The 25,163-nt window shown below is 71.9% G+C and carries 25 protein-coding genes; 14 read left to right on the top strand and 11 right to left on the bottom strand.

Annotated features, from left to right (window positions below):
- The first annotated feature begins 10 nt into the window (after positions 1-10).
- Together H299_RS0125620 and H299_RS0125615 are read left to right on the top strand one after the other, a co-directional pair.
- A complete protein-coding gene (locus H299_RS0125620) occupies positions 11-922 on the top strand; it encodes an ABC transporter ATP-binding protein (protein ID WP_027750741.1) in 912 nt (303 codons plus the stop codon).
- A complete protein-coding gene (locus tag H299_RS0125615; protein WP_027750740.1) occupies positions 919-1,908 on the top strand; it encodes an iron-siderophore ABC transporter substrate-binding protein in 990 nt (329 codons plus the stop codon). The genes H299_RS0125620 and H299_RS0125615 overlap by 4 nt, the downstream gene beginning before the upstream one ends.
- Before the next feature lie 84 nt (positions 1,909-1,992).
- On the opposite strand, the gene H299_RS0125610 is transcribed toward H299_RS0125615, so the two are convergent.
- A complete protein-coding gene (locus H299_RS0125610; RefSeq protein WP_027750739.1) occupies positions 1,993-3,189 on the bottom strand; it encodes a hypothetical protein in 1,197 nt (398 codons plus the stop codon).
- 45 nt (positions 3,190-3,234) lie between these two features.
- The gene (locus tag H299_RS36245; RefSeq protein ID WP_051262831.1) at positions 3,235-3,684 is read right to left on the bottom strand and encodes a YunG family protein; all 450 of its coding nucleotides are present in this window, start codon (positions 3,682-3,684) and stop codon (positions 3,235-3,237) included.
- A 95-nt stretch (positions 3,685-3,779) separates the two neighbouring features.
- On the opposite strand from H299_RS36245, the gene H299_RS0125600 reads away from it, so the two are divergent.
- On the top strand, positions 3,780-6,434 hold the full coding sequence (locus tag H299_RS0125600) for a helicase C-terminal domain-containing protein (RefSeq protein WP_027750738.1): 2,655 nt from the start codon (positions 3,780-3,782) through the stop codon (positions 6,432-6,434).
- Positions 6,435-6,462: 28 nt separating this feature from the next.
- On the opposite strand, the gene H299_RS0125595 is transcribed toward H299_RS0125600, so the two are convergent.
- The 5 genes from H299_RS0125595 to H299_RS36235 form a co-directional block, all read right to left on the bottom strand.
- Positions 6,463-6,852, bottom strand: coding sequence for a DUF1877 family protein (locus H299_RS0125595; protein WP_158692389.1), 390 nt, complete (start codon positions 6,850-6,852; stop codon positions 6,463-6,465).
- 117 nt (positions 6,853-6,969) lie between these two features.
- A complete protein-coding gene (locus tag H299_RS39735) occupies positions 6,970-7,683 on the bottom strand; it encodes a hypothetical protein (RefSeq protein WP_158692388.1) in 714 nt (237 codons plus the stop codon).
- 205 nt (positions 7,684-7,888) lie between these two features.
- Positions 7,889-8,497 carry a DUF6891 domain-containing protein gene (locus H299_RS37765; RefSeq protein ID WP_158692387.1) on the bottom strand — a complete coding sequence of 203 codons (609 nt, stop codon included), beginning with the start codon at positions 8,495-8,497 and terminating at the stop codon, positions 7,889-7,891.
- Positions 8,498-8,601: 104 nt separating this feature from the next.
- On the bottom strand, positions 8,602-8,820 hold the full coding sequence (locus tag H299_RS0125580; RefSeq protein WP_027750736.1) for a DUF397 domain-containing protein: 219 nt from the start codon (positions 8,818-8,820) through the stop codon (positions 8,602-8,604).
- Positions 8,817-9,284 carry a DUF5753 domain-containing protein gene (locus H299_RS36235; protein WP_486587418.1) on the bottom strand — a complete coding sequence of 156 codons (468 nt, stop codon included), beginning with the start codon at positions 9,282-9,284 and terminating at the stop codon, positions 8,817-8,819. Before H299_RS36235 ends, H299_RS0125580 begins: the two co-directional genes overlap by 4 nt.
- 43 nt (positions 9,285-9,327) lie before the next feature.
- Here H299_RS36235 and H299_RS38670 point away from each other — a divergent pair, with 43 nt between their 5' ends.
- The 3 genes from H299_RS38670 to H299_RS0125560 all read left to right on the top strand — a co-directional run bounded on the left by H299_RS38670 (position 9,328) and on the right by H299_RS0125560 (position 11,702).
- Entirely contained in the window at positions 9,328-9,645 is a 318-nt protein-coding gene (locus H299_RS38670) for a hypothetical protein (RefSeq protein ID WP_078513039.1), read from the top strand.
- Positions 9,645-9,971 carry a hypothetical protein gene (locus H299_RS0125565; RefSeq protein WP_051262829.1) on the top strand — a complete coding sequence of 109 codons (327 nt, stop codon included), beginning with the start codon at positions 9,645-9,647 and terminating at the stop codon, positions 9,969-9,971. Before H299_RS38670 ends, H299_RS0125565 begins: the two co-directional genes overlap by 1 nt.
- Positions 9,972-10,055: 84 nt before the next feature.
- Positions 10,056-11,702 carry a DNA repair helicase XPB gene (locus tag H299_RS0125560; RefSeq protein WP_027750734.1) on the top strand — a complete coding sequence of 549 codons (1,647 nt, stop codon included), beginning with the start codon at positions 10,056-10,058 and terminating at the stop codon, positions 11,700-11,702.
- A gap of 33 nt (positions 11,703-11,735) precedes the next feature.
- On the opposite strand, the gene H299_RS0125555 is transcribed toward H299_RS0125560, so the two are convergent.
- Entirely contained in the window at positions 11,736-11,981 is a 246-nt protein-coding gene (locus tag H299_RS0125555; protein ID WP_027750733.1) for a hypothetical protein, read from the bottom strand.
- Positions 11,982-12,193: 212 nt separating this feature from the next.
- Between H299_RS0125555 and H299_RS0125550 the strand changes: the two genes are divergently transcribed.
- From H299_RS0125550 to H299_RS0125540, 3 genes are all read left to right on the top strand, one after another.
- Complete coding sequence (locus H299_RS0125550) at positions 12,194-12,781, top strand: dihydrofolate reductase family protein (protein ID WP_027750732.1); 588 nt, start codon at positions 12,194-12,196, stop codon at positions 12,779-12,781.
- Between the two features lie 411 nt (positions 12,782-13,192).
- On the top strand, positions 13,193-15,298 hold the full coding sequence (locus H299_RS0125545; RefSeq protein ID WP_027750731.1) for an AAA family ATPase: 2,106 nt from the start codon (positions 13,193-13,195) through the stop codon (positions 15,296-15,298).
- 273 nt (positions 15,299-15,571) lie between these two features.
- On the top strand, positions 15,572-16,282 hold the full coding sequence (locus H299_RS0125540) for a DUF4097 family beta strand repeat-containing protein (protein ID WP_027750730.1): 711 nt from the start codon (positions 15,572-15,574) through the stop codon (positions 16,280-16,282).
- Between the two features lie 42 nt (positions 16,283-16,324).
- Here H299_RS0125540 and H299_RS36225 read toward each other — a convergent pair whose 3' ends face one another.
- Positions 16,325-17,461, bottom strand: coding sequence for a Fic family protein (locus tag H299_RS36225; RefSeq protein ID WP_051262828.1), 1,137 nt, complete (start codon positions 17,459-17,461; stop codon positions 16,325-16,327).
- A gap of 360 nt (positions 17,462-17,821) precedes the next feature.
- Here H299_RS36225 and H299_RS0125530 point away from each other — a divergent pair, with 360 nt between their 5' ends.
- The 4 genes from H299_RS0125530 to H299_RS0125515 all read left to right on the top strand — a co-directional run bounded on the left by H299_RS0125530 (position 17,822) and on the right by H299_RS0125515 (position 21,071).
- Positions 17,822-18,658, top strand: a complete 837-nt coding sequence (locus H299_RS0125530; protein ID WP_027750729.1) for a hypothetical protein — start codon at positions 17,822-17,824, stop codon at positions 18,656-18,658.
- Between the two features lie 56 nt (positions 18,659-18,714).
- Positions 18,715-19,293, top strand: coding sequence for a Uma2 family endonuclease (locus H299_RS0125525; protein WP_027750728.1), 579 nt, complete (start codon positions 18,715-18,717; stop codon positions 19,291-19,293).
- 85 nt (positions 19,294-19,378) lie between these two features.
- Positions 19,379-20,656: a WD40 repeat domain-containing protein gene (locus tag H299_RS0125520; RefSeq protein ID WP_486587417.1), complete on the top strand. Its 1,278-nt coding sequence runs from the start codon at positions 19,379-19,381 to the stop codon at positions 20,654-20,656.
- A 217-nt stretch (positions 20,657-20,873) separates the two neighbouring features.
- Positions 20,874-21,071: a DUF5708 family protein gene (locus H299_RS0125515; RefSeq protein ID WP_027750726.1), complete on the top strand. Its 198-nt coding sequence runs from the start codon at positions 20,874-20,876 to the stop codon at positions 21,069-21,071.
- Positions 21,072-21,074: 3 nt separating this feature from the next.
- Here the strand turns inward: H299_RS0125515 and H299_RS0125510 are convergent, their stop codons facing one another.
- The gene (locus tag H299_RS0125510; protein ID WP_051262827.1) at positions 21,075-22,637 is read right to left on the bottom strand and encodes an FGGY-family carbohydrate kinase; all 1,563 of its coding nucleotides are present in this window, start codon (positions 22,635-22,637) and stop codon (positions 21,075-21,077) included.
- A 594-nt stretch (positions 22,638-23,231) separates the two neighbouring features.
- Complete coding sequence (locus H299_RS0125500; RefSeq protein ID WP_027750723.1) at positions 23,232-23,603, bottom strand: MerR family transcriptional regulator; 372 nt, start codon at positions 23,601-23,603, stop codon at positions 23,232-23,234.
- 76 nt (positions 23,604-23,679) lie between these two features.
- On the opposite strand from H299_RS0125500, the gene H299_RS0125495 reads away from it, so the two are divergent.
- Positions 23,680-24,906 (top strand): MFS transporter, encoded by a 1,227-nt coding sequence (locus H299_RS0125495; protein ID WP_199782502.1) that lies wholly within the window; start codon positions 23,680-23,682, stop codon positions 24,904-24,906.
- Positions 24,907-25,163 lie beyond the last annotated feature (257 nt).

Raw genomic sequence — 25,163 nt, 5'->3', positions numbered from 1 at the left:
GAGCCAAGGCATGACACAGGACACGACCCACCGGCTGGCCGCCCGCGGGCTGACGCTGGCCTACGACGACCGCACGGTGGTCGAGGACCTGGACCTCGAGGTGCCGGACGGCAAGGTCACCGTCGTCGTCGGCCCGAACGCCTGCGGCAAGTCGACGACGCTGCGCGCGCTGGGCCGTCTGCTCGCGCCGCGCCGCGGCGCGGTGCTGCTGGACGGCCAGGACCTGTCCCGCATCCCGACCCGGAAGATCGCCCAGTCGCTGGGCCTGCTCCCGCAGACGCCGGTGGCACCGGAGGCGATCACCGTCGGCGACCTGGTGGCCCGCGGCAGGCAGCCACACCAACGCTGGTGGCAGCAGTGGTCCGACGCGGACGAGCGCGCCGTGGTGGACGCGATGGCGCGTACGGACGTCACCGCGCTCGCCGAACGCCCGGTGGACGAGCTGTCGGGCGGGCAGCGGCAGCGTGTGTGGATCGCCATGGCGCTCGCCCAGGAGACGGACCTGCTGCTGCTGGACGAGCCCACCACCTACCTGGACATCGCCCACCAGGTCGAAGTCCTCGACCTGGTGCGCCGGTCGGCCGCGAAGGCGCCCGACGGCACCCGGGGACGCACCGTCGTGATGGTGCTGCACGACCTCAACCAGGCCGCCCGCTACGCCGACCACCTCGTCGCGATGGAGCGCGGGAAGATCGTCGCGCAGGGCAGCCCCCGTTCGATCGTCACCACCGAGCTGGTGCGGGAGGTCTTCGGGCTGGAGTCGGTGATCCTCACCGACCCGGTGACGGGCAGCCCGCTGGTCGTACCGGGTGCGCCCTGGCAGGCCGAACCGGACGACGGTCCCGCTCCCTCCGCGCCACCGTCGCCCGCCGCCACGCCCCCCTCCCCTGATTCCACCGGTATCCGAAAGGCCCCCGCATGACCCTCCCCCTCCCCCGCCGTCGCGCACTCGCCGCCACGTCGTTCGCGCTCACCACCGCACTCGTCCTCTCCGCCTGCGGTTCGGACTCCGACTCGGACTCCGATTCCGGCTCCGAGGGCGGCAAGGGCGGCACCCACGCCGTCAAGACCGCCAAGGGCGAGGTGCAGGTGCCCGACGACCCGAAGCGCGTCGTCGTCCTCGACACCGCCGAGCTGGACTCCGCCGTCACCCTCGGCGCGAACGTCGTCGGCGCCACCAAGGCCGACGTCGGCTCCGACTTCCTCGGCTACCTGCCGAAGGAGAAGCTCAAGGGCATCGAGAACGTCGGCAACATCGGGCAGCCCAACCTGGAGAAGATCGTCGCGCTGAAGCCCGACCTGATCCTCACCAACGCCACCCGGGACGAGAAGAGCTACGACAAGCTCAAGGCCATCGCCCCCACCGTGATGACCGAGACCACCGGCCTGCCATGGAAGGAGAACTTCCAGGTGCACGCCGACGCGCTCGGCAAGAAGGCCGAGGCGCGGAAGGTCGTCGCGGCGTACGAGAAGCACACCGCGCAGGTCACCGAGGCGCTGGGCGGGCCGGAGAAGGCCAAGGCGCTCAACACGAACGTGATCCGCTTCATCGAGGGCGCGGACATGCGCCTCTACGGCGACGGCAGCTACATCTCGACCCTCCTCAAGGACGTCGGGCTCGGCCGCCCGCCGATCGTGAAGAAGGCCAAGGCGTACGACGGGCTGATGCTGGAGATCAGCCCCGAACAGGTCGACAAGGCCGACACCGACGTCGTCTTCTACACCTCCTACGGGGACCAGAAGAAGTCCGGCGAGAGCAAGGCCACGGCCAGCCCCCTGTGGAAGAACATGCAGGCGGTCAAGGGCGGCAACGCGCACCGGGTAGACGACGAGACCTGGATTCAGGGCATCGGCTACACGGCGGCGGAGAAGATCCTCGACCAGATGCAGGAGGAGCTGACGAGCTGAGGTGAGTTGACGAGTTGAGGGGCCGACGGGCCGCCGCGCGCCTCGCGCGCCCCGGCCCGCGCCCGTCCGCCCGTCCGTCAACCCTCAGCCGCCACCCGGCCGTCGCCGCGCGCGCCACAGCAGGAACAGCGCGCTGGCGACGGCCGCCAGCCGCAGCGCCACCGGCCAGGTGCCGGCCATCGCCTCCCGCAACGCGTCCTCGCCCGCGCCGATCGGCGCGCCCCAGCGCTCCTCCGCCCGCCCCCACAGCCAGGCCGCGGCGCCGCCCGCCACCAGCGCGGGCATGCCCAGCGCGGCCCACTTCGCCTCGTTGCGGCTCAGCTTCGGCGACCAGTACGCGGCCAGCCAGCCCAGCCCGAGCGGCACCGGCGAACCGATCACCGCACCGGCGAAGAGCAGCCCGCACGCCAGCAGTTCGACGATCCCGCCCGCCGTCGGCCCGCTCTTCGCGCCGCCGCCCGCCAGGCCACCGAGCAGGCGCCCGAACCGGCCCCGGCCGCCGCCCGCGTCCTCGTGGCCCTGCTCCTGCTCCCGCCCCTGGCCGGCGGGCGGGCCGCCCGGCCGCGCCTCGGCGTCCGGCTCGCCCTCCCGCTGCTGCGGCGCCTTGTACAGCTCCTGCATCTCGATGCCGCCGACGAATCCGGGCACCAGCTGGTCCCCGGGACGCCGCCGGCCGGCACCCTCGCCGCCGTACGAGCCGGGATCGCCGCCGTACGGGCCCGGGTCGACGCGCCACCAGTCCGGGTCGCTCTCCTGGGGGCCCAGCTCGTCCATCCCGGCCAGATGCGGCGGCGACGCGCCGTACGCCGCCGTGGGCGGGGGCGGGCCCTCCGGCGGCGGCTCGGGCTCCTTGCGCAGCTGCTGCGGCAGCTGCGGCAGCCGGGGGAGCTTCGGCAGTTTCGGCACCTTCGGGCGCAGCGACCTCGCCGGACCGCCGCCGCTGCCCGTACCGTCCCCGCCGCCGTACGACGCCCCGGGCGTGCCGTCCGCGCCGCTCGCGCCGCCCGCCGGACGCCCGCTGTCCGCCGCGCGCGGCCGTGGCACGGGGCTCCCGCCGTTGGCGGCGGCGACCAGCTCCGCCGGGTCCCCCAGCCGCGCCAGGATCTTGCGCACGGCGGCCTTGGTCCCGGCCCCGCCCTCCGCGGCCCGCATGCGGTCGATCTCCCCGCGCAGCCCGCTCACCAGCCGGGCCCGCTCGGCGGCGGTCATCGCCGTACCGTGCGCCAGATCCCCGACCCGACTCAGATAGTCGAAGACGAGCTGCTCGCTCTCGATCCCCACCAAACTCCCCCACGCCTGTCCCCGCGTGACGCCCGTCCCCTGACGTTACCGCGCGCGGCGGCCGGGGTCTGTCCGTGTCGGGTCCTGCCCCGCCTCCGGGCCGGGCAGCGGGCCGAGGTGGGTGGCGACGCGGGCGCGCAGCGACACGTACTCCTCGTGCCGTCGGAGCGGGCCCGGAGGGCGGGGGACGGTACGGGCGCCGGTGACCCGCTGGCCGCGGCGGAACTGCTCGGCGGTCAGGTCCAGCTCGATCCCCGACGGCAGGCGGTTCCACCAGTGGTAGCCGTGCTGCGTGCCGTCCGGGGCGTGGACGTCGCCGCATATCAGCTCGCCGCCGAAGAGGTCGTGCACTAGGAGTGTGGTGAGGTCGCAGTGGCCCCAGGCGGGGTTGCCCGGGTGCCAGGGTTCGCGGGCGGCGTCGTCGGGTGAGCACGTGTCGGCGGACCAGCTCGCGCGGAGCGCCGCGTCGATTTCCGTCAAGCTCCAGGGCGTCATGCGTCACAGCCTGTCAGCGGCCACTGACAACGCCCCCGGAAGCGGGACCCGCGACCGGGACCGGAGCGCCGGGACGCGGCGCTAACGTTGTACGGATGAGGAACGAGCAGCAGCCCGCCGCCGGCGCCCCCCGTACGCTCGCCGACGATCTTCGGGCCCGTGCCGACGACGATCTGGCCGCGCTGCTGTGCACCCGTCCCGATCTGCTGTCGCCCGTCCCACGGGACCTCACCCAGCTGGCCACCCGCGCGGGCACCCGCGCCTCGGTCGTACGGGCGGTGGAGCGGCTGGACCGGTTCGCGCTCCAGGCGGCCGAGGCGCTGGCGGTGGCGACCGACCCGTGCTCGTACGACGCGCTGTGCGGCCTGCTGACCGGCGACCGGCCCGATCCCGAGGAGGCCGCCACCGTCGAGGCGCGGCTGCCGGAGGCGCTCGGCACGCTGCGCGCCCGCGCGCTGCTGTGGGGCGGTGACGACCGGCTGCGGCTGGTGCGCACGGCCCGCGAGGTGCTCGCCCCCGCCGGTACGGGCGTCTCACCGACCGGGCTGGGCCCGGCGCTGGCCGACGCCGCCGCGGGCGTCTCGCCGGGCCGTACGCAGCGGCTGCTGGCCGCTGTGGGGCTGCCGCCCACGCATGATCCGGTCAGCGCGCTGGCGGCGCTCGCCGCGCTCTTCGGGGACCGCGAGCGGATGACCGAACTGCTCGGTTCGGCGCCGCAGGAGAGTCTCGCGGTGCTCGGCAAGCTGGTGTGGGGCCCGCCGCATGGCACCGCCGACCACCGGGCGCCGTCCGCTCCGCTGGGCTGGCTGCTGGAGCGCGGGCTGCTGCTGCCCGCGGGCGAACGTACGGTCGTGCTGCCGCGCGAGGCCGCGCTCCGGCTGCGCGGCGGGCGGGCGCACCGCGTGCTGGAGCCGCTGCCGCCGAAGCTGCCGGCGGCGCGGACGCACGCCGTGGGGAGCGTGGACGCGACGGCGGCGGGCCAGGCGTTCGGCGCGCTGGGCACCGTCGAGGAGCTGCTGGGGGTGTGGGAGTCCGAGCCGCCGCCGGTGCTGCGGGCGGGCGGTCTGGGCGTACGCGACCTCAGGCGCGCCGCCGGAGCGTTGGACGTGCCGGAGCCGACCGCCGCTTTCTGGGCCGAACTGGCCTACGGCGCAGGTCTGTTGGCGTCCACCGGCGAGGCGGACGAGGCGTACGCGCCGACGCCCGCGTACGACGACTGGCTGCGTGACCCGCCGCAGGTCCGCTGGACGCGACTGGTGACGGCGTGGCTGTCGGCGAGCCGGGTCGCGGGGCTGGTCGGCGCGCGGGACGCGAAGGGGCGCAGCCTGGCGGCGCTCGGGCCGGGCCTGGACCGGGGCCTGGCGCCGGATGTGCGGTACCGCGTGCTGGCCCTGCTGGCCGGGCTGGCGCCCGGCGAGGCGCCGGACCCGGCGGACGTGCTGGCGCGGCTTGCCTGGGAGCGTCCGCTGCGCGGCGCGGGCCGGGCGACCGGCGGGGGCGCGGACGGCGGCGGGGACGGTGGCGGCACGGGCCGGGCGGGCGGTGCGGGCACGGCAGACGGTGCGGGCACGGCAGGCCGCGCGGGCGGTGCGGAGGGCGAGCCGCTGCGCGCGCGACTGGCGCGCTGGACCCTGGCGGAGGCGGAACTCCTGGGCCTGACCGGGCGCGGCGCGCTCGCGGGCTTCGCCCGCACGCTGGTCCCGCCCGCCCCGGCGACGCCCGAAGTCCGGCCGTGGGGACGGGCGTTGACGCAGGCCGAACTGTCCGTCGCCGCCGAGCGCGCGGCGCACGCGCTCGCGCCGCTGCTGCCGGAACCGCTGGACCACGTGCTGCTGCAGGCGGACCTGACGGCCGTCGCCCCCGGCCCGCTGGAGCGCCAACTCGCGCTCGAACTGGAGCGGTTGGCCGACATCGAGTCGCGCGGCGGCGCGACCGTCTACCGCTTCACCCCCGCCTCCGTGCGCCGCGCGCTGGACGCGGGCCGCTCGGCCACCGACCTGCACGCCTTCCTGGCCGCCCGCTCCCGCACGCCCGTGCCGCAGCCGCTGTCGTACCTGATCGACGACGTGGCCCGGCGGCACGGCAGACTGCGGGTCGGCGCCGCCTCCTCGTACGTGCGGTGCGACGACGACGCGCTGCTCGCCGAGATCCTCGCCGACCGGCGGAGCGCGCCGCTGCGGCCCCGGCTGCTGGCGCCCACCGTGCTGGCCTCGCCGCTGCCACCGGACCAACTCCTCCTGAAACTACGGGAGATGGGGTACACGCCCGCCGCCGAGTCCGCCGAGGGCGACGTGCTGATCACCCGCGCGGACGCCCACCGCACCCCGCCCCGGCGGGCGCCGGAGCCGCTGCCGGACGGCCCGCCCGTACCGGACGCGCTGCTGCTGGCCGCCGCCGTACGGGCGATCCGCGCCGGCGACCACGCGGCGACGGCCGTGCACAAGCCGGGCCCGCCCGGCACCGGCGGCGTACGGGTGCCCGCCGCCGCGCGCGCGGGCTCCCGTGCGCCCGGCGGGGAGCTGCCGCGTACGGACTCGCCGGACACGCTGGCCACCATGCAGTCGGCGGCGCTGACCGGCTCGGCGCTGTGGATCGGCTACGTGAACGCGGACGGCGCGGCCAGCCAGCGGGTGATCGCGCCCGTACGGGTGGAGGGCGGCTTCGTCACGGCGTACGACCACACCGCGGACGAGGTCCGGACGTACCCGCTGCACCGCATCACGGGCGTGGCGGAGCTGGCGGAGGAGTAGGTCCACGGGGACCATGGCTTGCGGGCCGTCAGTACCAGGACATCGTCATGCCCGCGTCCGCGCGAACGGCCGCACTGTACGTCTCCTTGAGTGCCGCGAAGTACCGCGTGAAGTACTCCTCGTCATCGCCGTTGACCTTCTCGGTCGTCCGCAGGCCCGTCATGAACTGCTCGACAGTGACGGGCGACAGGCGCTCCCAGAAGGCCCTGACCTGCTCGGGGGTGAGTTGGCCCACGAACCCTTCCTCCAACTCCTCGGCGTCGACGCCGTCCGGACCCCCCACCCCGTGCACGATCTCGTCACCGTCCAGCCCCAGCGCCTCCAGCCCCGCACCGAGGGAATACGCGCTCCCGTCGAGGTCGTAACTACCAAGCTTCTCGTCGTCCCTGACGACATCGATGTAGACGCAGACCCCCACGGTCGCCTCCCTCGTACCCGTGACCCGACCTTCGGTGGTCAGCATATGCGTGCGCAGATCTTCGCTCCGCCCACCGCGGCGCCGCCGCCCTTCGCATGGACCAAACGAATCACGACATCAGAGTGTGATGTCATCCATGATCAAATTCTTGATGGCGAGCGGAAGAGGGCCCGCGGAATCATCCCAATTGACGAACTCCGCCATCGCCTGCCATTCTTCTGCGCTGATCCTTGTTCTCCTGAAGGATTCTCGAACGGAGTGGCCGTATCGCGTATTCCTCCTGTTGATACGCGACCAGACATCGGCAGGTTCGAGGTCTCTCCGGCCGTTCCGACACGCATCGTGGCAGAAGCTTCGCAGCACCAGCTCAGGCGCTGCGACATCTGCCACGTCCCACCAGTCGGACGATTTTTTGAATCCTGAGCAATAGGCCGCTTCGTGCGCCTCTCCCAGCTTCGCAGGGCTGGCCTCCGCCGCCAGGGCCGTGTTCAGGAAAACCCTGCCGCCGAGAAGAATATCCGCCGGATCACAGGAGATGAGCCCCAGCCTTTTCTGATTCTCGATGCTTGCAGCAAGCTCTGCGCTTCCCGGTGTCTCGGTCGGCTCTTCATCGAAGGGGTCATCACTCCACCGGAAGTCGCCGAGCAGGATTCCGTGCAAGATTTCCGTACGGGGCGCCTGCTCCCAGACCGCCGCAGCGACAAGTGCGGGTGGGACGTGAAAGCAGTAAGGCTTCGTGAAAAGCCGACCGAGTGCCGAGGGAAAGGTCTCAAAAAGACGGCTCTCGAACAGCTCGCGAGGCGGGTTCGCGAGGACACCGTCGAACCGCACACCCAGTGATTCCCGCAGCTGAGTGAAGGCAGCGTTCCTTTCGCCTCGTTCCCAGGCGGCCCATGCGGAGTACAGGGGTGGCACGAGGGGTCTCTCGGCGTGGTGTCCCGACACGTAATCCATGTTTCCCCGATCTGGCCACGAGACGACCTGATCACGCGACAGGCTACCTGCGGCTCCGCTCGCAGCGGCACCGTGCTGATCTTCAGGCCTGGGGTGCCTTCGTCCAACGGCGCTTCCGCCATGTGAACGGCGGAATCGAGATGCGTTGACTGACCGTGCCATCCCACTCCACCGGCACCGCATAGCGCGTAAGCGAGTCACAGATCTCACGTCCGATGGCAAGACTCGCCGCCTCGTGCGCGGCAGCGTCATCCTCGAACGCACCAAACACCAGTGTCAGTCCTTCGCCGGCGACCCCACTCTCAAGGTCCTGTTCGTGATAAAAGACTGCTCCGCGCGGTCGCGGCGACTGGCTGGCCGCGACCTCAGACGCCTCGCTCCATCCGTCGGACATGGTGTAGCCGACGTTCTGCAACGCGACGATTCCCCGCGCGTTGAGGCTTTCGAAGGCCCGGTCGATGCCATCGTTCATCGTGGGATTGCTCCAAGCAGCCTCCCGAACGCGCTCCTCCTGCAACAGCCGCTCCGCGTAGGTCTCCAGCTCTTCGACCAACTCCTCGTCTTCGTCGCCGAGTTCCTCCTCCACCCAATCCGGGATGAGCGAGAGAACCTCAACCTCGTCCTCGACACGCACCATCAGCGCCACCTGTTCGAACAGGGCTTTGCGGGAGGACTCTTCGACGTGACTCATGGTCTCCATCGCTTCTGATCGGGCAACGAGTGGAAGATGGACCGCGCCTGGAGGTGAGTCGCAGGCATGGCTCTGCCTGCCGGGAACGGCCGGAGAGCGTTCGGTCAGGCGGAGAGCTTCCCGCCCTTTACCGCCGCGACGAAGGACGACCAGTCCGCCGACGGGAAGACCAGCGCGGGGCCGTGCGGGTCCTTGCTGTCACGCACGGGCACCACACCGCACGAGGCGAACCCCGGGGCGAACTCCACGCACTGCCCGCCGCTCCCATCACTGTGGGTCGACCTGATCCACTGAGCGGTGGTGAGATCCAAGTCGGCGCTCATGCGCGGCACTCCTTCAGCAGAGTCTTGATCAGGGTCAACGACCGGTCTGGGGACAACGCGTGCGCCCTGATCAGATCATAGTCATCCGAGGCGGCGGAGACCGTGCGTGCGGAGTCGTGCATCCGGCCGCCCAAGCGTGTCTCGATGTACAGCACTGCCGGCGCGTCGGTGAACCGCAGCAGAGTGAAGGGCTTCATGTGCGCGGCGGGCGCACCCGCCGAGAAGGGCATGACCTGAAGGTTGACGTGCGGCGAAGCCGCAGCCGTCAGCAGATACTCAAGTTGCCCGGCCATAACCTCCGTGCCGCCTACGTCCGTGCGCAGGCACGCCTCATGGAGGATGGCCCACAGGAGTGGCAGAGCGTCCACTAGCCGACCGCAGACTTCAGTTCTCACGCTGAAGTCCGCCCAGTCTATTGGCCGTCGCGTTGGCCTGGTGACCAATTGGCTACACCCGGTGCGCATCCGGGGAAGTCAGACGCCGGATCGACCATGTGGAGTTGACGACATGACCCGAGCCATCGCGAGGCTGTTCGTGCCGCTGTTGCGGCTTGTGCTGCCCGCGCCGGGGTGCCATCGGACGCCGGGCACGCCCGCCCCGGCGCCGATCGCTGACGCGTCGGCAGGCCGCCCGCCGCGCGTGCCGCCCCGGCCGGTACCGCTGCGAGGTGAGGACACGGCGCTGGTGCGCCCGTACGTCCTCACCCCGGAGGAGCGCCGGGAGTCGCGCCACCGGCCACCAGCGCGGCCACGGGTGCTGTGGATCGTGCCGCACGGTGTCCACGCGGGTTTGTGGAAGACCTCGCACGTCGAGGTGACCGCGTGATGAGTTACGACCGGGACACCGTCCCCGCCCCCGCGCCCGGTCTGCGGCTGCTGCCGTGGGAGAACGGCACCGGCAAGCCGTGCTTCCTCAGCTCGGACGGCCCCGGGAGCACCCTGTGGCGGCTCGCGGACGAGATCGAGGCCACCCAGCTCCGCGACGGCGCACACGTGCTGGCGGGTGCGCGAGCCGTACTGGAGGACCGAAAGGCCGGGGAGTACGCCCTGCGGGGCGCGCTGCGTGCGGTCACGTATGCCCTCGGTGACGTACTGCGCGTCGCCGACAGCCGGGGGGCGCGCCTAACCGCGCCGGAGCACGGCGGTGGGTGATCCGTGCGGGCCGAGGCCACCCGGCCGCCACGCCGGGCGCGTACGGTGGAAGGCTGGTGTCCGTGGCTCCGGTGTGAGGTGTGCGTGTCCTGTCTGATCGTTCAAAGTGACAAGACCCTGCTGCTCGAGGTCGATCACGAGCAGGCCGACGGGTGCCGCCGCGCCATCGCGCCGTTCGCGGAGCTGGAGCGTGCGCCGGAGCACATCCACACCTACCGGGTCACCCCGCTGGGCCTGTGGAACGCCCGTGCCGCCGGGCACGACGCCGAGCAGGTCGTAGACGCGCTGGTGGCCTACTCCCGCTATCCGGTGCCGCACGCGCTGCTGGTCGACGTCGCGGAGACGATGGCCCGCTACGGCAGGCTGCGGCTGCTGAAGCACCCCACGCACGGCCTGGTGCTGGAGAGCACCGACCGCCCCGTGCTGGAGGAGATCCTCCGGTCGAAGAAGATCCAGCCGCTGGTCGGCGCGCGGCTGGACGACGACTCGGTGGCGGTGCACCCCTCCGAGCGCGGCCAGATCAAGCAGGCCCTGCTCAAGCTGGGCTGGCCCGCCGAGGACCTCGCGGGCTACGTGGACGGCGAGGCGCACCCGATCGCGCTGCACGAGGACGGCTGGGCGCTGCGCCCGTACCAGGTGCAGGCCGTCGAGGGCTTCTGGCACGGCGGCTCGGGTGTCGTCGTGCTGCCCTGCGGTGCGGGAAAGACGCTGGTGGGGGCCGGAGCGATGGCGCGGGCCAGCGCGACGACGCTGATTTTGGTCACCAACACCGTCGCGGCCCGCCAGTGGAAGCACGAGCTGGTGCGCCGTACGTCGCTGACCGAGGACGAGATCGGCGAGTACAGCGGCACCCGCAAGGAGATCCGCCCGGTGACGATCGCGACCTACCAGGTGCTGACGACCAAGCGGAAGGGCATCTACCCGCACCTGGAGCTGTTCGACTCCCGCGACTGGGGCCTCATCCTCTACGACGAGGTGCACCTGCTGCCCGCCCCCGTCTTCAAGTTCACCGCCGACCTCCAGGCCCGCCGCCGCCTCGGGCTCACGGCCACGCTGGTACGGGAGGACGGGCGCGAGTCGGACGTCTTCTCGCTCATCGGGCCCAAGCGCTTCGACGCGCCCTGGAAGGAGATCGAGGCGCAGGGCTACATCGCCCCGGCCGACTGCGTCGAGGTCCGGGTCAACCTGACGGACGCCGAGCGGCTCGCGTACGCCACGGCGGAGACCGAGGAGAAGTATCGCTACTGCGCGACGACGGACTCCAAGCGCCGCGTCACCGAGGCCCTCGTCCGCAAGCACGAGGGGGACCAGACGCTGGTCATCGGCCAGTACATCGACCAGCTGGACGAGCTGGGCGAGCATCTCGGGGCGCCGGTCATCAAGGGTGACACCTCGAACGCGCAGCGCGAGAAGCTCTTCGAGGCGTTCCGGCAGGGCGAGCTGAACGTGCTGGTGGTCTCCAAGGTCGCCAACTTCTCGGTGGACCTGCCCGAGGCCACCGTCGCCATCCAGGTCTCCGGCACCTTCGGCTCCCGGCAGGAGGAGGCGCAGCGGCTGGGCCGGGTGCTGCGGCCGAAGGCGGACGGGCACGAGGCGCGGTTCTACTCGGTCGTCGCGCGGGACACGGTCGACCAGGACTTCGCCGCGCACCGGCAGCGCTTCCTGGCGGAGCAGGGGTACGCCTACCGGATCGTGGACTCGACGGAGCTGCTGGCGGGCGACGACGTGTGAGTGCCGCCGCCCCACCGGGGCTCGTGGGCAGGGTCAGTCGCGGGCGGGGTCGTGGGCGCGGCCCTCGTACCGGCCGAGCACGGCGACGCTGAAGGTGGCCTCGGCGAACACCTTCGCCGCGCGCAGGGCGCTCCCCAGCAGGTGCCGGGGGTGGCCGTGGTGACTTTGGTGGCCGGAGCGGCCGTGGTGGGTCTGTGCGGGCCCGTCGGCGCCCAGGGCGGTGGCTCCCCGCCCCGGCTCCGGCCCGGCTGCGGGCTGCTGGATCGCTGCGGTACTCATACCTCCAGCATCCGTTTCACCCGACTGACGTACATCGGCCGAAAGACCGAACCGCACGCCGCGCCCTCAGCCTCGCGGGCGACCGGCTACCCCTACGTCCTCAGGGTCGGTCCTCCCCCGGGCCCGCCCGGCGCTCTTCCCGCCCGCCGATGAGTTTCCCGGCCGGCGCAGGTCTCCACCGGGGAGCAATCAGCCTTCCGAGGAGGACGAAGATGGGCACAGTCCGTACCCATATGACGATGTCGCTGGACGGGTTCATCGCGGACCCGCACGACCAGGTCGGGGAGCTGTTCGACTGGTACGCGGCGGGCGAGGTGACCGTGGAGAACCCGAACGAGGACATCTCCTTCCGTGTCGACGACGCGAGCGCGGAGGTGCTCCGCGACCTGACCGGCAGCTCGGGCGCCCTCGTCGCGGGCCGGCGCCTGTTCGACATCGCGGAGGGCTGGGGCGACAACCATCCGGCGGGCACCCCCGTCGTCGTGGTCACCCACCGCCCGCCCGAGGACGCCGCCACGCGGTGGCCGCGCACGGCCTTCGTCGCGGGCGTCGACGTCGCCGTCGCCGAGGCGCGGCGGATCGCCGGCGACCGCGACGTGGTGATCGCCAGCACGTCGGTCGCGCAGCAGGCACTCGACCTGGGAGTGGTGGACGAAGTGTGCGTCAGCCTCGTGCCGGTGCTCTTCGGTGAGGGAATCCCCTACTTCGCGAAGCTGGCCCGGGGCCACCAGCTCCTGGACGACCCGGTCGTCGTCCAGGGCCGCCGCGCCCTGCACCTGCGCTACCGCGTCCGGCGCTGAGCCCCGCCCCCGTGGCCCGTCGCCGTCCGGCAGGGGCGGGGGTGCGGCGTCGGCTGCGGCACCTCGGGGGCCCGCGGACCGCCGGAACGGCCGCAGAGCTCCAGCACGCATGACGGGACGGCCCGGAGGAATATCGGGTGGCCGGACACCGGCTCCCCGCCTACAATCTCCCGTCTTGCCTCCTCCCCTTCGGGATGGACCCCCGGCCGCTCGGAAACCGGCCGGCGACCTGTTGACGTACCCGCACCCGTACCGCGTCTCCGTGCCGCGTCCGCGCGCCCGCGCCCGTACGGGTCCCGCCGTCGTGCCGTCGCCGCGCCCCCGCGTGCGGTGACGCCTGCGCGCGGGGCCCGTACGGGCGCGGGCCGCCGCCTCTGCACGGAGCGCGGCCGACCCGCCGGAGGCGACCTCGTGCCCGCGCACGCCCCCCTGCCCCCACCCCCGCCCGCTCCCCCCGACGACCCGCTCGACCGCGAACGCGCCCATCTCGCCGCCTCCCGGGCCGCGCTGCGCGCGATGCGCGCCGACGCCGAAGCCCTCGACATCAGCGACGTCACGGGCAGCTGGGTGAGCGCGGCGGTACTGCGGTCCAACCTCGAACTGCGGATCAAGTCGCTCGCCGACCTCGCGCACACCCCACTCTTCTTCGGCCGCCTCGACTACCTCGAAGAGCTGCTCCAGGACCCCGGCGCGAGCACGGCCCTCAGCTTCTACATCGGCCGCCGCCACGTGCACGACGCGGACGGCGACCCGATGGTCGTCGACTGGCGCGCCCCCGTCTCCCAGCCGTTCTACCGCGCCTCGAAGAAGGACCCCCAGCGCGTCGCGCTGCGCCGCCGCTTCGGCTACACGGGCGGCGAGCTGACGGCATACGAGGACGAGCACCTGACCGACCCGGGCGAGGGGCCGCGCACGAGCGCGCTGCTCCAGTCGGAGATCGAGCGGCCCCGCGTCGGCCCCATGCGGGACATCGTCGCCACCATCCAGCCCGAGCAGGACGAGATCGTCCGCGCCGGGATCGACGGCTCCGTGTGCGTGCAGGGCGCGCCCGGCACCGGCAAGACGGCGGTGGGCCTGCACCGGGTCGCGTACCTGCTGTACACGCACCGGGAGCGGCTCGCGCGTACGGGCACGCTGGTGATCGGGCCGAACCAGTCCTTCCTGCGGTACATCGAGCAGGTGCTGCCCGCGCTGGGCGAGTTGGAGGTGCGGCAGTCCACGGTCGAGGACCTGGTGGCGGGCACCGGCTCCGGCTCCGGCGGCACCCGCGTGACGCTGCGCGGCACGGACTCCGCGCAGGCCGCCCGCCTCAAGGGTGACGCCCGGATGGCCCGGGTGCTGCGCCGCGCGGTGCGCTCCGGCGTGACGCTGCCGGCCGAGCCGTGCGTGGTCGTACGCGGCTCGCGCCGCTGGCGGGTGCCCGCGTACGAACTGGCGGAGATCGTGCAGGAGTTGCTGGCCCGGGACATCCGGTACGGCGCCGCCCGCGATGCGCTGCCGCAGCGCATCGCGCACACCGTCCTGGTCCGCATGGAGGCGGCGGGCGAGGCCCCCGACGACCGGGTGCAGGACTCGGTGGCGCGCAACGCGGCGGTCAAGGCGGTGGTCAAGTCGGCCTGGCCCGCCGTCGATCCGGCAAAGGTGGTGCTCCGGCTGCTGTCGGACCCGGAGTTCCTGGCGGCGCAGGCGGACGGCATCCTCTCCGCCGAGGAGCAGCAGGCGGTGCGGTGGCCCAAGCCCGCCCGTGGGGTGGGGACGGCGCCGTGGTCGGCTGCCGACGCCGTCCTCGTGGACGAGGCCGCCGACCTGGTCAGCCGCACGTCCTCGCTCGGTCACGTGGTGCTGGACGAGGCGCAGGACCTCTCCCCCATGCAGTACCGGGCGGTGGGGCGGCGCTGCTCGACGGGCTCGGTCACGGTGCTGGGCGACCTCGCGCAGGGCACCACCCCGTGGGCCACGGCCAGTTGGCGGCAGGCGCTGGCCCATCTGGGCAAACCGGAAGCCGTGGTGGAGGAGTTGACGCAGGGGTTCCGGGTGCCGCGCGACGTCATCGCGTACGCGTCCCGGCTGCTGCCGTCCATCGCCCCGGGACTGGCCGAGGCCACCTCGGTCCGCGAGTCGCCGGGCGACTTCGCCGTACGCCGGTACGGCCACGGCGACTTGGAGGAGGCCGTGCTCGCGGGCTGCCGGGAGGCGCTGGAGCGGGAGGGGTCGGTCGGCCTGATCGCGGCGCGGGAGCGGGTCCCGGCGCTGGCGGCGGCGCTCACCGAGGCGGGGCTGCCGTACCTGGGGCCGGGCGAGGAGACCTCGGCGGACGCCCGGCTCACGCTGGTGCCCGCGACGCTGGCCAAGGGGCTGGAGTACGACCACGTGGTGCTGGACGAGCCCGCCGCGATCGTGGCGGGCGAGCCGGACCTGCGTACGGGGCTGCGGCGGCTGTACGTCTCCCTCACCCGGGCCGTCTCCGGCTTGACGATCCTCCACGCGGAACCGCTGCCAGGGGAGTTGGCCGCCTGACGCGGGACGCCGGCGCGGCAGCGCCCGAGCCCCGAGCCCCGTCGCGGGCCGGGGCTCGGGGCTCGGGCTCCGGACACGCGGGGCTTCGCGCCGGTATCCCGGAGAGCGCGCCTGCGGACACCCGTACGCGCCTGGGGTGAAGCCCCTACGGGGACGCGCGGGCCCGGCTCCTCCCCGCAGGCGACTCTGCCCCCGCACGGCGCGCCAAGAATGGTGGAGGCAGCACGGAAACGGCCCCGGCCGTCCCCCGCCCCCGCGAACGGAGACCTCCAGATGACCGCACACCGCATCTTCAGAGCCACCGCAGCCTGCGCGGTCCTCGCCGCCACGGCAGTCCTGGCGACGGGTTGCTCGCTCACGGAGGACGACGACAAGACCAGCAGCTCGGCGTACTCGGTGGACGGCGGCGGCACGAAGGCTCTCTTCGTGGACACCCGGGGCGGGGACATCGAGGTCGTGGCGGGCGAGGGCGACGCGATCCGGGTGACGGAGCGCTACAAGTGGAACGAGCGCAAGCCGCGCACCGAACACACCACGCAGGACGGCCGGTTGGTGCTCAAAGCCGACGACTGCGGCAACGAGCGGCACACCTGCGATGTGAACTACGAGGTGCGCGTGCCCGCCGGGCTCAAGGTGCACCTGAAGTCCGGCGGTGGCGACCTGTTGGTCAGCGGCCTGTCGGGCAGCGTCGAGGCGGACACGCGGGGCGGCGACATCCAGATCGACGACTCGGCCTCCGGCCGCGTCACGGCGCACACCGAGGGCGGCGACCTGACGGGCGTCTTCACCGACGCCCCCACGGAGGTCTCCTTCACCACCGCCGGCGGCGACGTCGAGGTCCGACTCCCCACCGGAAGCTACGCGGTGGACGCCCACACCGACGGCGGCACCCGTGACGTCGCGGTCCCCTCGAAGCCCGCGTCCGACCACCGGGTCAAGGCCCACTCGGAGGGCGGCGACGTCTCCGTCACCAAGGCGTCCTGACGGCCGGCGACACCCACACCCCACCCACCGCCTCAGCCTGGATCAGCCGGCATAGGGGGAGGCGTAGGGCTGGGTGGACGAGCGGACCTCCTCCTGGACGGCGGCCAGCCGGGGACCCGGGCCGTAGAAGCGGGCACGTCCCCTGCCGTGGACCTCCAGCCAGCCGCCCCGCACGAGCTGTCGGACGTCTCGGAGGGCCTGTTGCTCGGAGAGATCGGCGTCCTGCTGGTACACGGTACGACGCACCCTGCTACCCCAGAAGGCTGGTAGCAGGGCATGGACGACCCGCTCGTCGAGGCCGTCGACATCGACTGCCTCACCCAACTGAAGCCACGCGCGCGACAGCAGGTCGGTACGGCGCTGGGCCTGCTGCGCCTGGCGATGATGAGCGTCCAGACAGAAACGCAGCCACGCTCGCGTGTCGCGCCCCGGCTGCCATACCGGGCCACCGACCTCTTGGAGCACCCGGTAGTAGGCGTAGGTGTTCTGGCCTCGTCCGAGCCACTCCTCGATGGAGGAGAACTCCGGTGGCACCACGCCGTCACGGGCGAGGACGAGCGTCGAGAGCGCGCGCGACATGCGGCCGTTGCCGTCACTCCAGGGGTGGATGTTGACCAGGTTCAGATGCGCCATCGACGCGCGTACGTGCACCGGCATGTCCAGATCTCCGGTGTTGAGCCAGTCGAGCAACTCATCGATCAGCGCGGGCACTTCGCGGGCACCGGGCGCGGCATACGCCGGGACGGCAGGATCGTCCGGGCTGGCGACGAAGACCGGGCCGTCCCGCCACCGGCCGGGCCGCTTGTTCAGATGATGGCCCTGCATCATGAAGTGGAGGCCGCCGAGGAGACCCGCGTCGTAGCGGAAGGCGTCACCCGAATCGGCGAGGGCCTGGATGTACGTCATCGCCCGCTGACAGCCCTCCAACTCGACCCTGGTCGCCTCCCCCGTCTGAAGTGGCTCCTCCCCCGCCATCAAGGCTTCGACATCGTCAACCGTCGCCGCGTATCCCTCGATCGTGTTGGATCCGGCGATGGCCCGCGCGGTGAGGTTCCGCCGGAGCTGCCCCGACCACGGCGGCTGCGACCGAAGAGTGTGCCGCAGCGCGGAGCGCATCTCCTCGATCTCCCCCAGTACGCGGCGATCATCGGAATCCAGGGCAGGCGTCTCATACAGCATTCCACTTGACACCATGACAGTGTGATGGTGTCAAGGCATCACGGTGCACACTCGGGACCGGTACCGGGCCGGGAGGTCCGAGCGCCCAGCTTCGAGGGCCGAGCGCTGCTTTCAAGGAACGGGGGGAATACCTCTCCCCACCCACCCGCCCCTGTCCTGGTGAGCACGATCGGGGCGCCAGTATGACTATTAGTATTCGTTTTGACACTCTGGGTCGGCCGTGTCTAGCGTCGCAGCAGACAGAAAACGACCCCCGTCGGTGAGGCAACACCGGCCGGGGGTCTGACCATCCAGATCGAAGAAAGCGATCCAATGGCTGTGTCCGACCTTAGTGCCGCCCTGCCCGCTGACGCACATCCGATGGCGAATCCGGGTTACGGGAAGCGCCACGCCCCGCACGAACGTCCGCGTACGGCACGGGACTTCGCACACCTGCCCGCACGTGAGGCGTCCATCGCCGCACTGATCGACCGGCTGCCGGAGGGCGCGGCGATCGACGGCAAGACCCTCGCCTCCGTCCACCCGCTCTACGGCCAGGCCGCCTGCCTCACCGCGCTCCGCCGCCTCTCCGAGGCCGGACACCTGCGCCGCTGCCGCGAACACGTCGTGGGCCGGGGCTCCGCCCGCTGGGTCTCCCTCACCTACTTCTCCCGCACCCCGCGCGACGACACCTGGTGGGCCGCCCACCAGACCGGCAGCCTGCCGGAGGACGAGCCCGAGCCGGAGCCCGAACCAGCGCCACCGCCACCGCCCGTACGTGCGCAACGCCCCGCCCGCACCCGCGCGTACGACGCCCTCGCCGCGCTCGGACACACCGACCCCCGCCTCACCCTCTCCCACGCCGACTGCGAGGCGCTCGAACCTCTCGCCGAGGACTGGCTCGCCCGCGACCCGTCCCCGACCCGCTTCACCCGCGCCCTCACCACCGGGCTGCCGCCCGAAGTCCACAGCCCACGCGGCCTGCTCCGCACCCGCCTGCGCGACAAACTCCCACCTGAGCAACCCCCGCCGCCCCTGCGCCTCACCGAATGCACCACCTGCCGCGCCCCCGGCCCGCCGGACGCACTCCCCGGCGGCCTCTGCCCCACCTGCCGCGGCCACGGCCGGGCACCGCTGACCCCAGGCGTCGTACACAGCCACGCCGAGCAGATCCGTACGGCAGTCCGCACGCGAACACGGGAGAGGAAACGCGTATGACCGTGCAAGACGCCCTGCCCCACACCAGGGCACCATGGGAGCAAGGAGGCACCCCCATGACACCTGGCACCACAGACCAGCCCCAGATGCTCGTCGAGGAATTCGAGCAGATCGCCCACGCAGCTCCGGAGACCGTGACGCTGGAATTCATCAACGGAAAGCTAGAGGTCAAGCCCGTGCCCGACGGAGACCACGGGGCCATCGTGATGTGGCTGCTGGAGCGGTGCCTACAGCAGCGCCAGGATCTGCGGCTGTACCCGGAGCAAGGGTTGAAGATCGAGGGCTATTGCAAGGGCCGCGCCCGTCCTGATGGTGCCCTCGCGCCGGAAGATCACTTCGTGGGGCAGGGCGAGTGGGCCGAGCCGGAAGGCGTACTGATGGCTGTAGAGGTCACCTCGTCCGATCCGGACACCGACCGTCGTGACCGCCGGGAGAAGCGGAACGGCTACGCGGCGTCCGACATCCCTGTGTATCTGCTCGTCGACCGGGACTCCTGCATGATCAGCGTCCACAGCGAGCCCGAGAACGGCGTCTACACCAGCCGTCTGACCTACCCGTACGGCAAGGTCGTCGAGCTTCCTCACCCCGTCGGCATCACCCTGGAGACCGAGAAGCTCAAGGACTACACCGGCTGAGCCTTGGTGGAGCGCTCGGTGCCTGCTCCGGCCGCCCGGTGTCCGGGCCCCCGGAGTGTCAGTGGGCGGCGCTAAGTTCGGGCGTATGAGCGTGATCGAGACTGTGCTGAGCATGCCCGGGTCCGGGGGGAAGCAGCGGTTCTACCGCGTCGCGCTGGAGGGGCGGACGCTGGTGCGCGCGGCGTGGACGCAAGGGAGCCGGCCGCGCGAGACGGTCAAGGAGTTGGACGGCCAGGACGAGCGGGTCGCGCTGCTCCACTTCGCGCAGGCGCGGGACAAGAAGCTGCGCGAGGGCTTCGCCCGGGTCGCGGACGTGGCCGGGGCGGCGCGGGGTGACGTCGTGCTGGAGACGTTCGTGCCGAACAGATCCTGGTGCTCCGGCGCGTTCGACCTCTCGCCGGACGGCCGCACCCTGGTGGTCGCCTCGATGCTGAAGGGCGGGTACGGCGCCGAGATCCACCTGGTGGACGTCGCCACCGGCAGCCGCAGGCTGGTGCACGCCGAGCCGCCCGAGGCGCGTCCGGCGCCTCAGCGGCCGGGGCAGCAGCCGGGGCAGACCTTCGCGCACACGGTGCTCTTCGACGGCGACGGCAAGCGGATCGTCTACGCGCTCAACGGCGAGACCCGGCGGCTCGACCTGGCCACCGGCCAGGGCCGGACCCTCGCGGCCTACCGGCAGTTCGCCGACGCCGACTTCAACCCGCACCGGGTGCGCCCGAAGTGGAACGGCGACCGCAGCAGGCTGCTCGCGTACGACGCGTGGGACCGCGTCCGGATGCTCGACCGGCAGGGGAGCATCCTCTTCGAGGTGCACGCCGAGGGGCCGTACGAATGCTGGGACGGCGCGCTGTCACCGTCGGGCAAGCTGCTGGCACTGGGCCGGAGCAAGGGCTCCTCGTACAGCAGGACCGACCCGATGACCACTGAGATAGAGATCTGGCACACCGAGACGGGAGCAGTGCTGCAGCGCATACCGGTGCCCAGAAATCAGCCGGTGCGGAAGGTCGGCTTCGACCCGACGGAGAAGCTGGTGCTGGTCGGGCTGTGCGAAGCGGGCGGGCCGTGGGCGTACTCCCTCGACACGGCCGAGTTGGTCTGGCACTTCTCCGATCCGCGCCAGGCGAGCCGGTTCGGGGCGCCCTGTTACGGCTGGTCGTACTCCCCCGACGGGAAGACGCTGGCGATCGGGCGGCGCGAGCAGTTGGAGGTGGTCGACGCCGCCACGCGCACGCCGGACCCCGCGTTCGCCCTCGGTCCCGAGACGGGGCCCACCGGCGAGACCCACGGGGTGCGGTTCTCCGCCGACGGCTCGCTCGTCGCCGCCGCGGGGGACGCGGGCCGGATCGTGGTGCGCAAGCTCTGAGCGCGCCGCCGAGAATCCCGCCCCGCCCTGCCTGCCTGCCACCCTGCCTGCCCACCACAGAAAGGGGCACGAAGCCCCGGAGCCGTCCATCCAATGATGCAGCGCACGATCCTTCGGAGGACGGACGAACCACTCACCTCGCCGTTCCTACGATGAAGCGGAGCCCCAGAACGGACCGCACATCAGTGCGGCGTGCCTCCGAGAAATGAGCCCAGCGGTGAGTCCTGCCTCCAAGAACGTGACCGAAGGATCGGCGACCCTCCTGGTCGGCCTGGCCTTGAAGCTGTTCACCGAAGGAGTCGAGACACCGGTCTTCACCCTCACCAAGGTGGGCGTGGTCCTGATGGTCGTCGGCGGCGCCATGATGCTCCTGGGACTCGTCCAGGCAGTGCGGGGGACCGGCTCCCGAAGGTGAACGTCACGCCGACGGCGGCGAGGTCGGCGCGTCCGCGTGCTGGCGGGCCGCGAGGGCGTGGGTGATCTCGCGGGTGGCCGGGTAGAGCGCGAGGTAGTGCGCGTAGAGGTCGTCGTAGCGGGCGGTGCCCGCCGGGTCGGGGGTGACGACGGCCTCCACCGGGTTCCAGGCGGCGATGTCCGTACGCCGGGCGAGCCCGGTGCCGACGGCGGCGAGGAACGCGTCGCCGTAGGCCGCGCCGACGGTGTGCCGGGGCAGTTCCTGGGCCCGGCCGGTCACGTCCGAGACGATCCGCGTCCACAACTCCCGCGCCCCGCCGCCGACTGCCACCAGCCGCCGCAGGTCGCCGCCCGCCTCGGCCATCACGGCGAGGTGGTGCCGTACGCCGAAGGCGGTGGCCTCCAGCGCGGCGCGGTAGAGGTGCGCGCGGCCGTGCCGCAGGGTGAGCCCGGCGACGACGCCGCGCGCGTCCGGGTCGAACAGCGGGGTGCGTTCGCCCGCGAAGTACGGCAGCATCAGCAGGCCCTCGGCGCCGGGCGGCAGCGCGGCGGCCTCCTCGGTAAGGGTGCCGTAGTCCGTGCCGGTCAGGTCGCGCAGCCAGCCGGTGACGGCGCCGGAGGTGGCCATGCCGCCCGCCAGGCAGTAGGTGCCCTCGAAGGCGCCTGCCGTGGACCACAGGCGGGCGTCGGGCACCGGCTCGCCGACGACGTTGACCAGGAACATCGTGGTGCCGTACATCAGCATCAGGTCGCCGGTGCCGGTCGCGCCCACGCCGGTGGCCTCGGCCCAGGCGTCCACCGTCCCGGCCATGACCGGGGTCCCGGCCGGGATGCCGGTGGCCGCCGAGGCCGCGTCGGTGACCTCGCCGACCACTTCGGCGGGCCAGACCAGTGCGGGCCACTCCAGGCCCGGGGCGATCTCCTCGCGCCAGTCCTCGATCCAGCACCGCTGCCGCAGGTCGTAGAGCGGGGTGCACTGGCTGGCCGAGTGGTGGTCCAGTACGTACGCGCCGGTGAGCCGGTGGGCGATCCAGGAACTGGCCATGAACCAGCGCTCGGTGCGCGCGTAGGTCTCCGGCTCGCACTCCGCCAGCCAGGCCAGTTTGGGCCCGACGGCCTGGCTGGTGAGGGGCGAGCCGCAGCGCTGCCCTACGCGGTCCGCGCCGTAGCGCGCGGTCTGGGCGGCGATCTGCTCACCGGCCCGGGTGTCCACGCCGTAGAGGAGGGCGGGCCGCAGCGGGGTGCCGTCGCGGCGGGTGGGCAGCAGGCAGGGCCCGATGCCGCTGACGCACACCCCGGCGAGCGCCGCACCGGGCGGCCGGGCGGCCCCCTCCGGGCCGAGCAACTCGGCTGCCAGCGCGCGGAAGTCGGCCCACCACACGGCCTCGGCGTCGTGCTCGGCCCAGCCCGGCCGGGGGGTGTCCGTACGGTGTTCGCGCGCCGCCGCGCGGACGACCTCGCCGTCCTCGGCGCGCACCAGCACGCCCTTGGAGCCCGAGGTGCCGATGTCGATGCCCAGCACCAGCGCCGAGGCGCGTCGCTGGGGCCGGGGCGGCTGGTCGGGCATCGTGCGCACACTCCGTCGGGTCGTGACTGTCGCGAACCGCTGCGGCTCCACGCGACTGTCTCACGGGTGGTTCGACGGCGGCCGGGTCGAGCGGGCTGGGGCCTGTCGTTCATCTGATGAGGTCTGTAGGGGCTCCAACTCGCCAGATGCACGGCAAGCTGAAGCCGCGTCAGGTGTTCCTCAGGGAGCGGCCCGTCTGACCGTAGCGCTCATGGCGCTGCGAAGGCCGGTGGAGGGTGTCGACACGGAGCTCGCGAGCAGCCGGGCCAAAACGCTGGAGCGGCAGGTCGCCGACGGCGAGGGCAGAGTACATCGGCAGCTGCTGGGCGACGACTTTCAGCACATCGACCTGCGCTACGTCCTGCAGCCCGCTCCGGCTCGCGGCGCGAGGGCCCCGCCCGCCGGGCAGACCCATACCGGGGAGCACCCGTCGCCGGGAGAGGCTTCGCTGCCGACATGCCGGCCTACTACCGCGCCACCCGCCCCGCCCGGCTCGTCCTCACCGGCCCGGCCGGAGCGGGGCCGTCACTCCGCACTGTCCTGCTCCGACGCTGCCCGGCGCCGCCGGTCAGCAGACGCACTGGGGGCGCCTCATCAGGAAGCTCGGATTTCGTGGCTCACGGCGTGGAGATAGTCGTCGATGGCTCGGTGATTCTTCGTGAGGCATTCGATCTTCTCTGCCATCCGGTCGCGTTCGCGTTCGAGCGTCGCAATCATGTCTGGAGTGACGTACGGCAGATGTATCGCCTGCGGACTGTCCAAGCAAGGAAGGATCTGCTTGATGATCCGCGTCGGCAGGCCGACATCGAGCAAGCCCCGGACCTGCCGCACCCGATCGACAACGTAGTCCTCGTAGTGCCGGTACCCGTTAGGGAGCCGTTCGGACTCGATCAACCCTTGTTCCTCGTAGTAGCGGAGCATCCGCACCGGCGTGTCCGTGCGCTGAGAAAGCTCCCCGATCTGCATCCCCCACCCCCGCGTCTGGGCTGCGATGCAACCGCACTTGACCCTCACACTAATGTCACACATTGATGATAACGATATGACACGAACGGATACATCGCCAGCCCCTCCGGCCGCTGAGACGCGGTTCCCCATCGCGGGTCTGCTGGCACTGGCCGCCACAGGGTTCATCACGCTCCTGACCGAGACGATGCCCGCCGGGATGCTGTCGCAGATGAGCCGCGACCTGGAAGTGAGTGAGGCGGCTGCGGGGCAGAGCGTCACGGTCTTCGCGATCGGGGCGATTCTCGCGGCGGTCCCTCTGACGAGAGCTACGATCGGCTGGCGACGCAAGCACCTGCTGCTGTTGGCGATCTCGGGGTTCGCGATCGCCAACACTGTCACCGCCTTCTCCGACATTTTCGCGCTCACCCTGGCCGCACGGTTCCTCGGCGGCATCGTCGGCGGCATGCTCTGGGCGCTCCTTGCCGGATATGCTCGGCGGATGGTTCCCGCGCACCAGCGCGGCAAGGCCATGGCCATCGCCATGGCGGGCGGGACCGTCGCACTGTCCGTCGGGGTCCCCGCAGCAGCGTTCCTCGCCAAGGCCGTGGAATGGCGATTCGCATTCGGGATCATCACGCTGGTGACTCTCGCACTGCTCGTATGGGTGATCGCCAGCGTTCCGGACTTCCCCGGCCAATCCAAGGGCGCACGACTGCCGCTGCTCCACACGTTCCGCCTACCCGGGGTCGCCCCGATCCTCGTCGTGACGTTGACGTTCGTGTTCGCGCACAACATCCTCTTCACCTACGTCGCCCCGTTCCTGGCCCCGCTCGGCATGGCAGGTCAGGTCGATTCGGTGCTACTCACCTTCGGTCTGGTTTCACTCGTGAGCATCTGGCTCACCGGCGTACTCATCGACCGGCACCTGCGCACGCTCATGATCCTCGCCTGCACGCTCCTGGCGACAGCCGCTCTCATCCTGAGTGTCTTCTCCGGTACCCCCGCTCTCGTGTACGCCAGCGCAGTCCTGTGGGGACTCGCGTACGGAGGTGCCTCAACCCTGCTGCAAACCGCGATCGCTGACGCCGCGGGTGCAGCAGGCGACGTCGCACAAGCACTCCTCACCACATGCTGGAACCTCGGGATCGCCGCAGGCGGGATCATCGGCGGCATCTCCCTCAACGTGCTGGGACCTCCCTCCCTGGGCTGGATCACACTCGCGCTCCTGCTCCCCACGCTCGCTATCGTCATCGGCACACGTCGACACGGATTCACCAGCCGCACATTCGAACACGCGACCACATCCACACCGGATGCGTGACCATCAGACACCCGAGAACGGCGCGCAGGCGTAATCAGTGGCGCCTCCTCCTGCACGCCGCCAGGTAGCGAGCAACGAGACACGAAACCGTGGCACAGAGATCGATACCGACTGGGAGGTACGACCGGCAGGCGCAGGAGCATCGAGTCTCCTGCGCCTGCTCGCTCGGCTGCGGCGCGGTTCAGGCTTTGAAGGTGATCTGCACCCGCTCGGGCCGGAACCTCGCCCGGAGGCTTGAACAAGGGCCGTCCGGACGT

This window comes from Streptomyces sp. CNH287, assembly GCF_000424825.1.
This window is presented reverse-complemented; position numbering and strand designations above follow the sequence as displayed.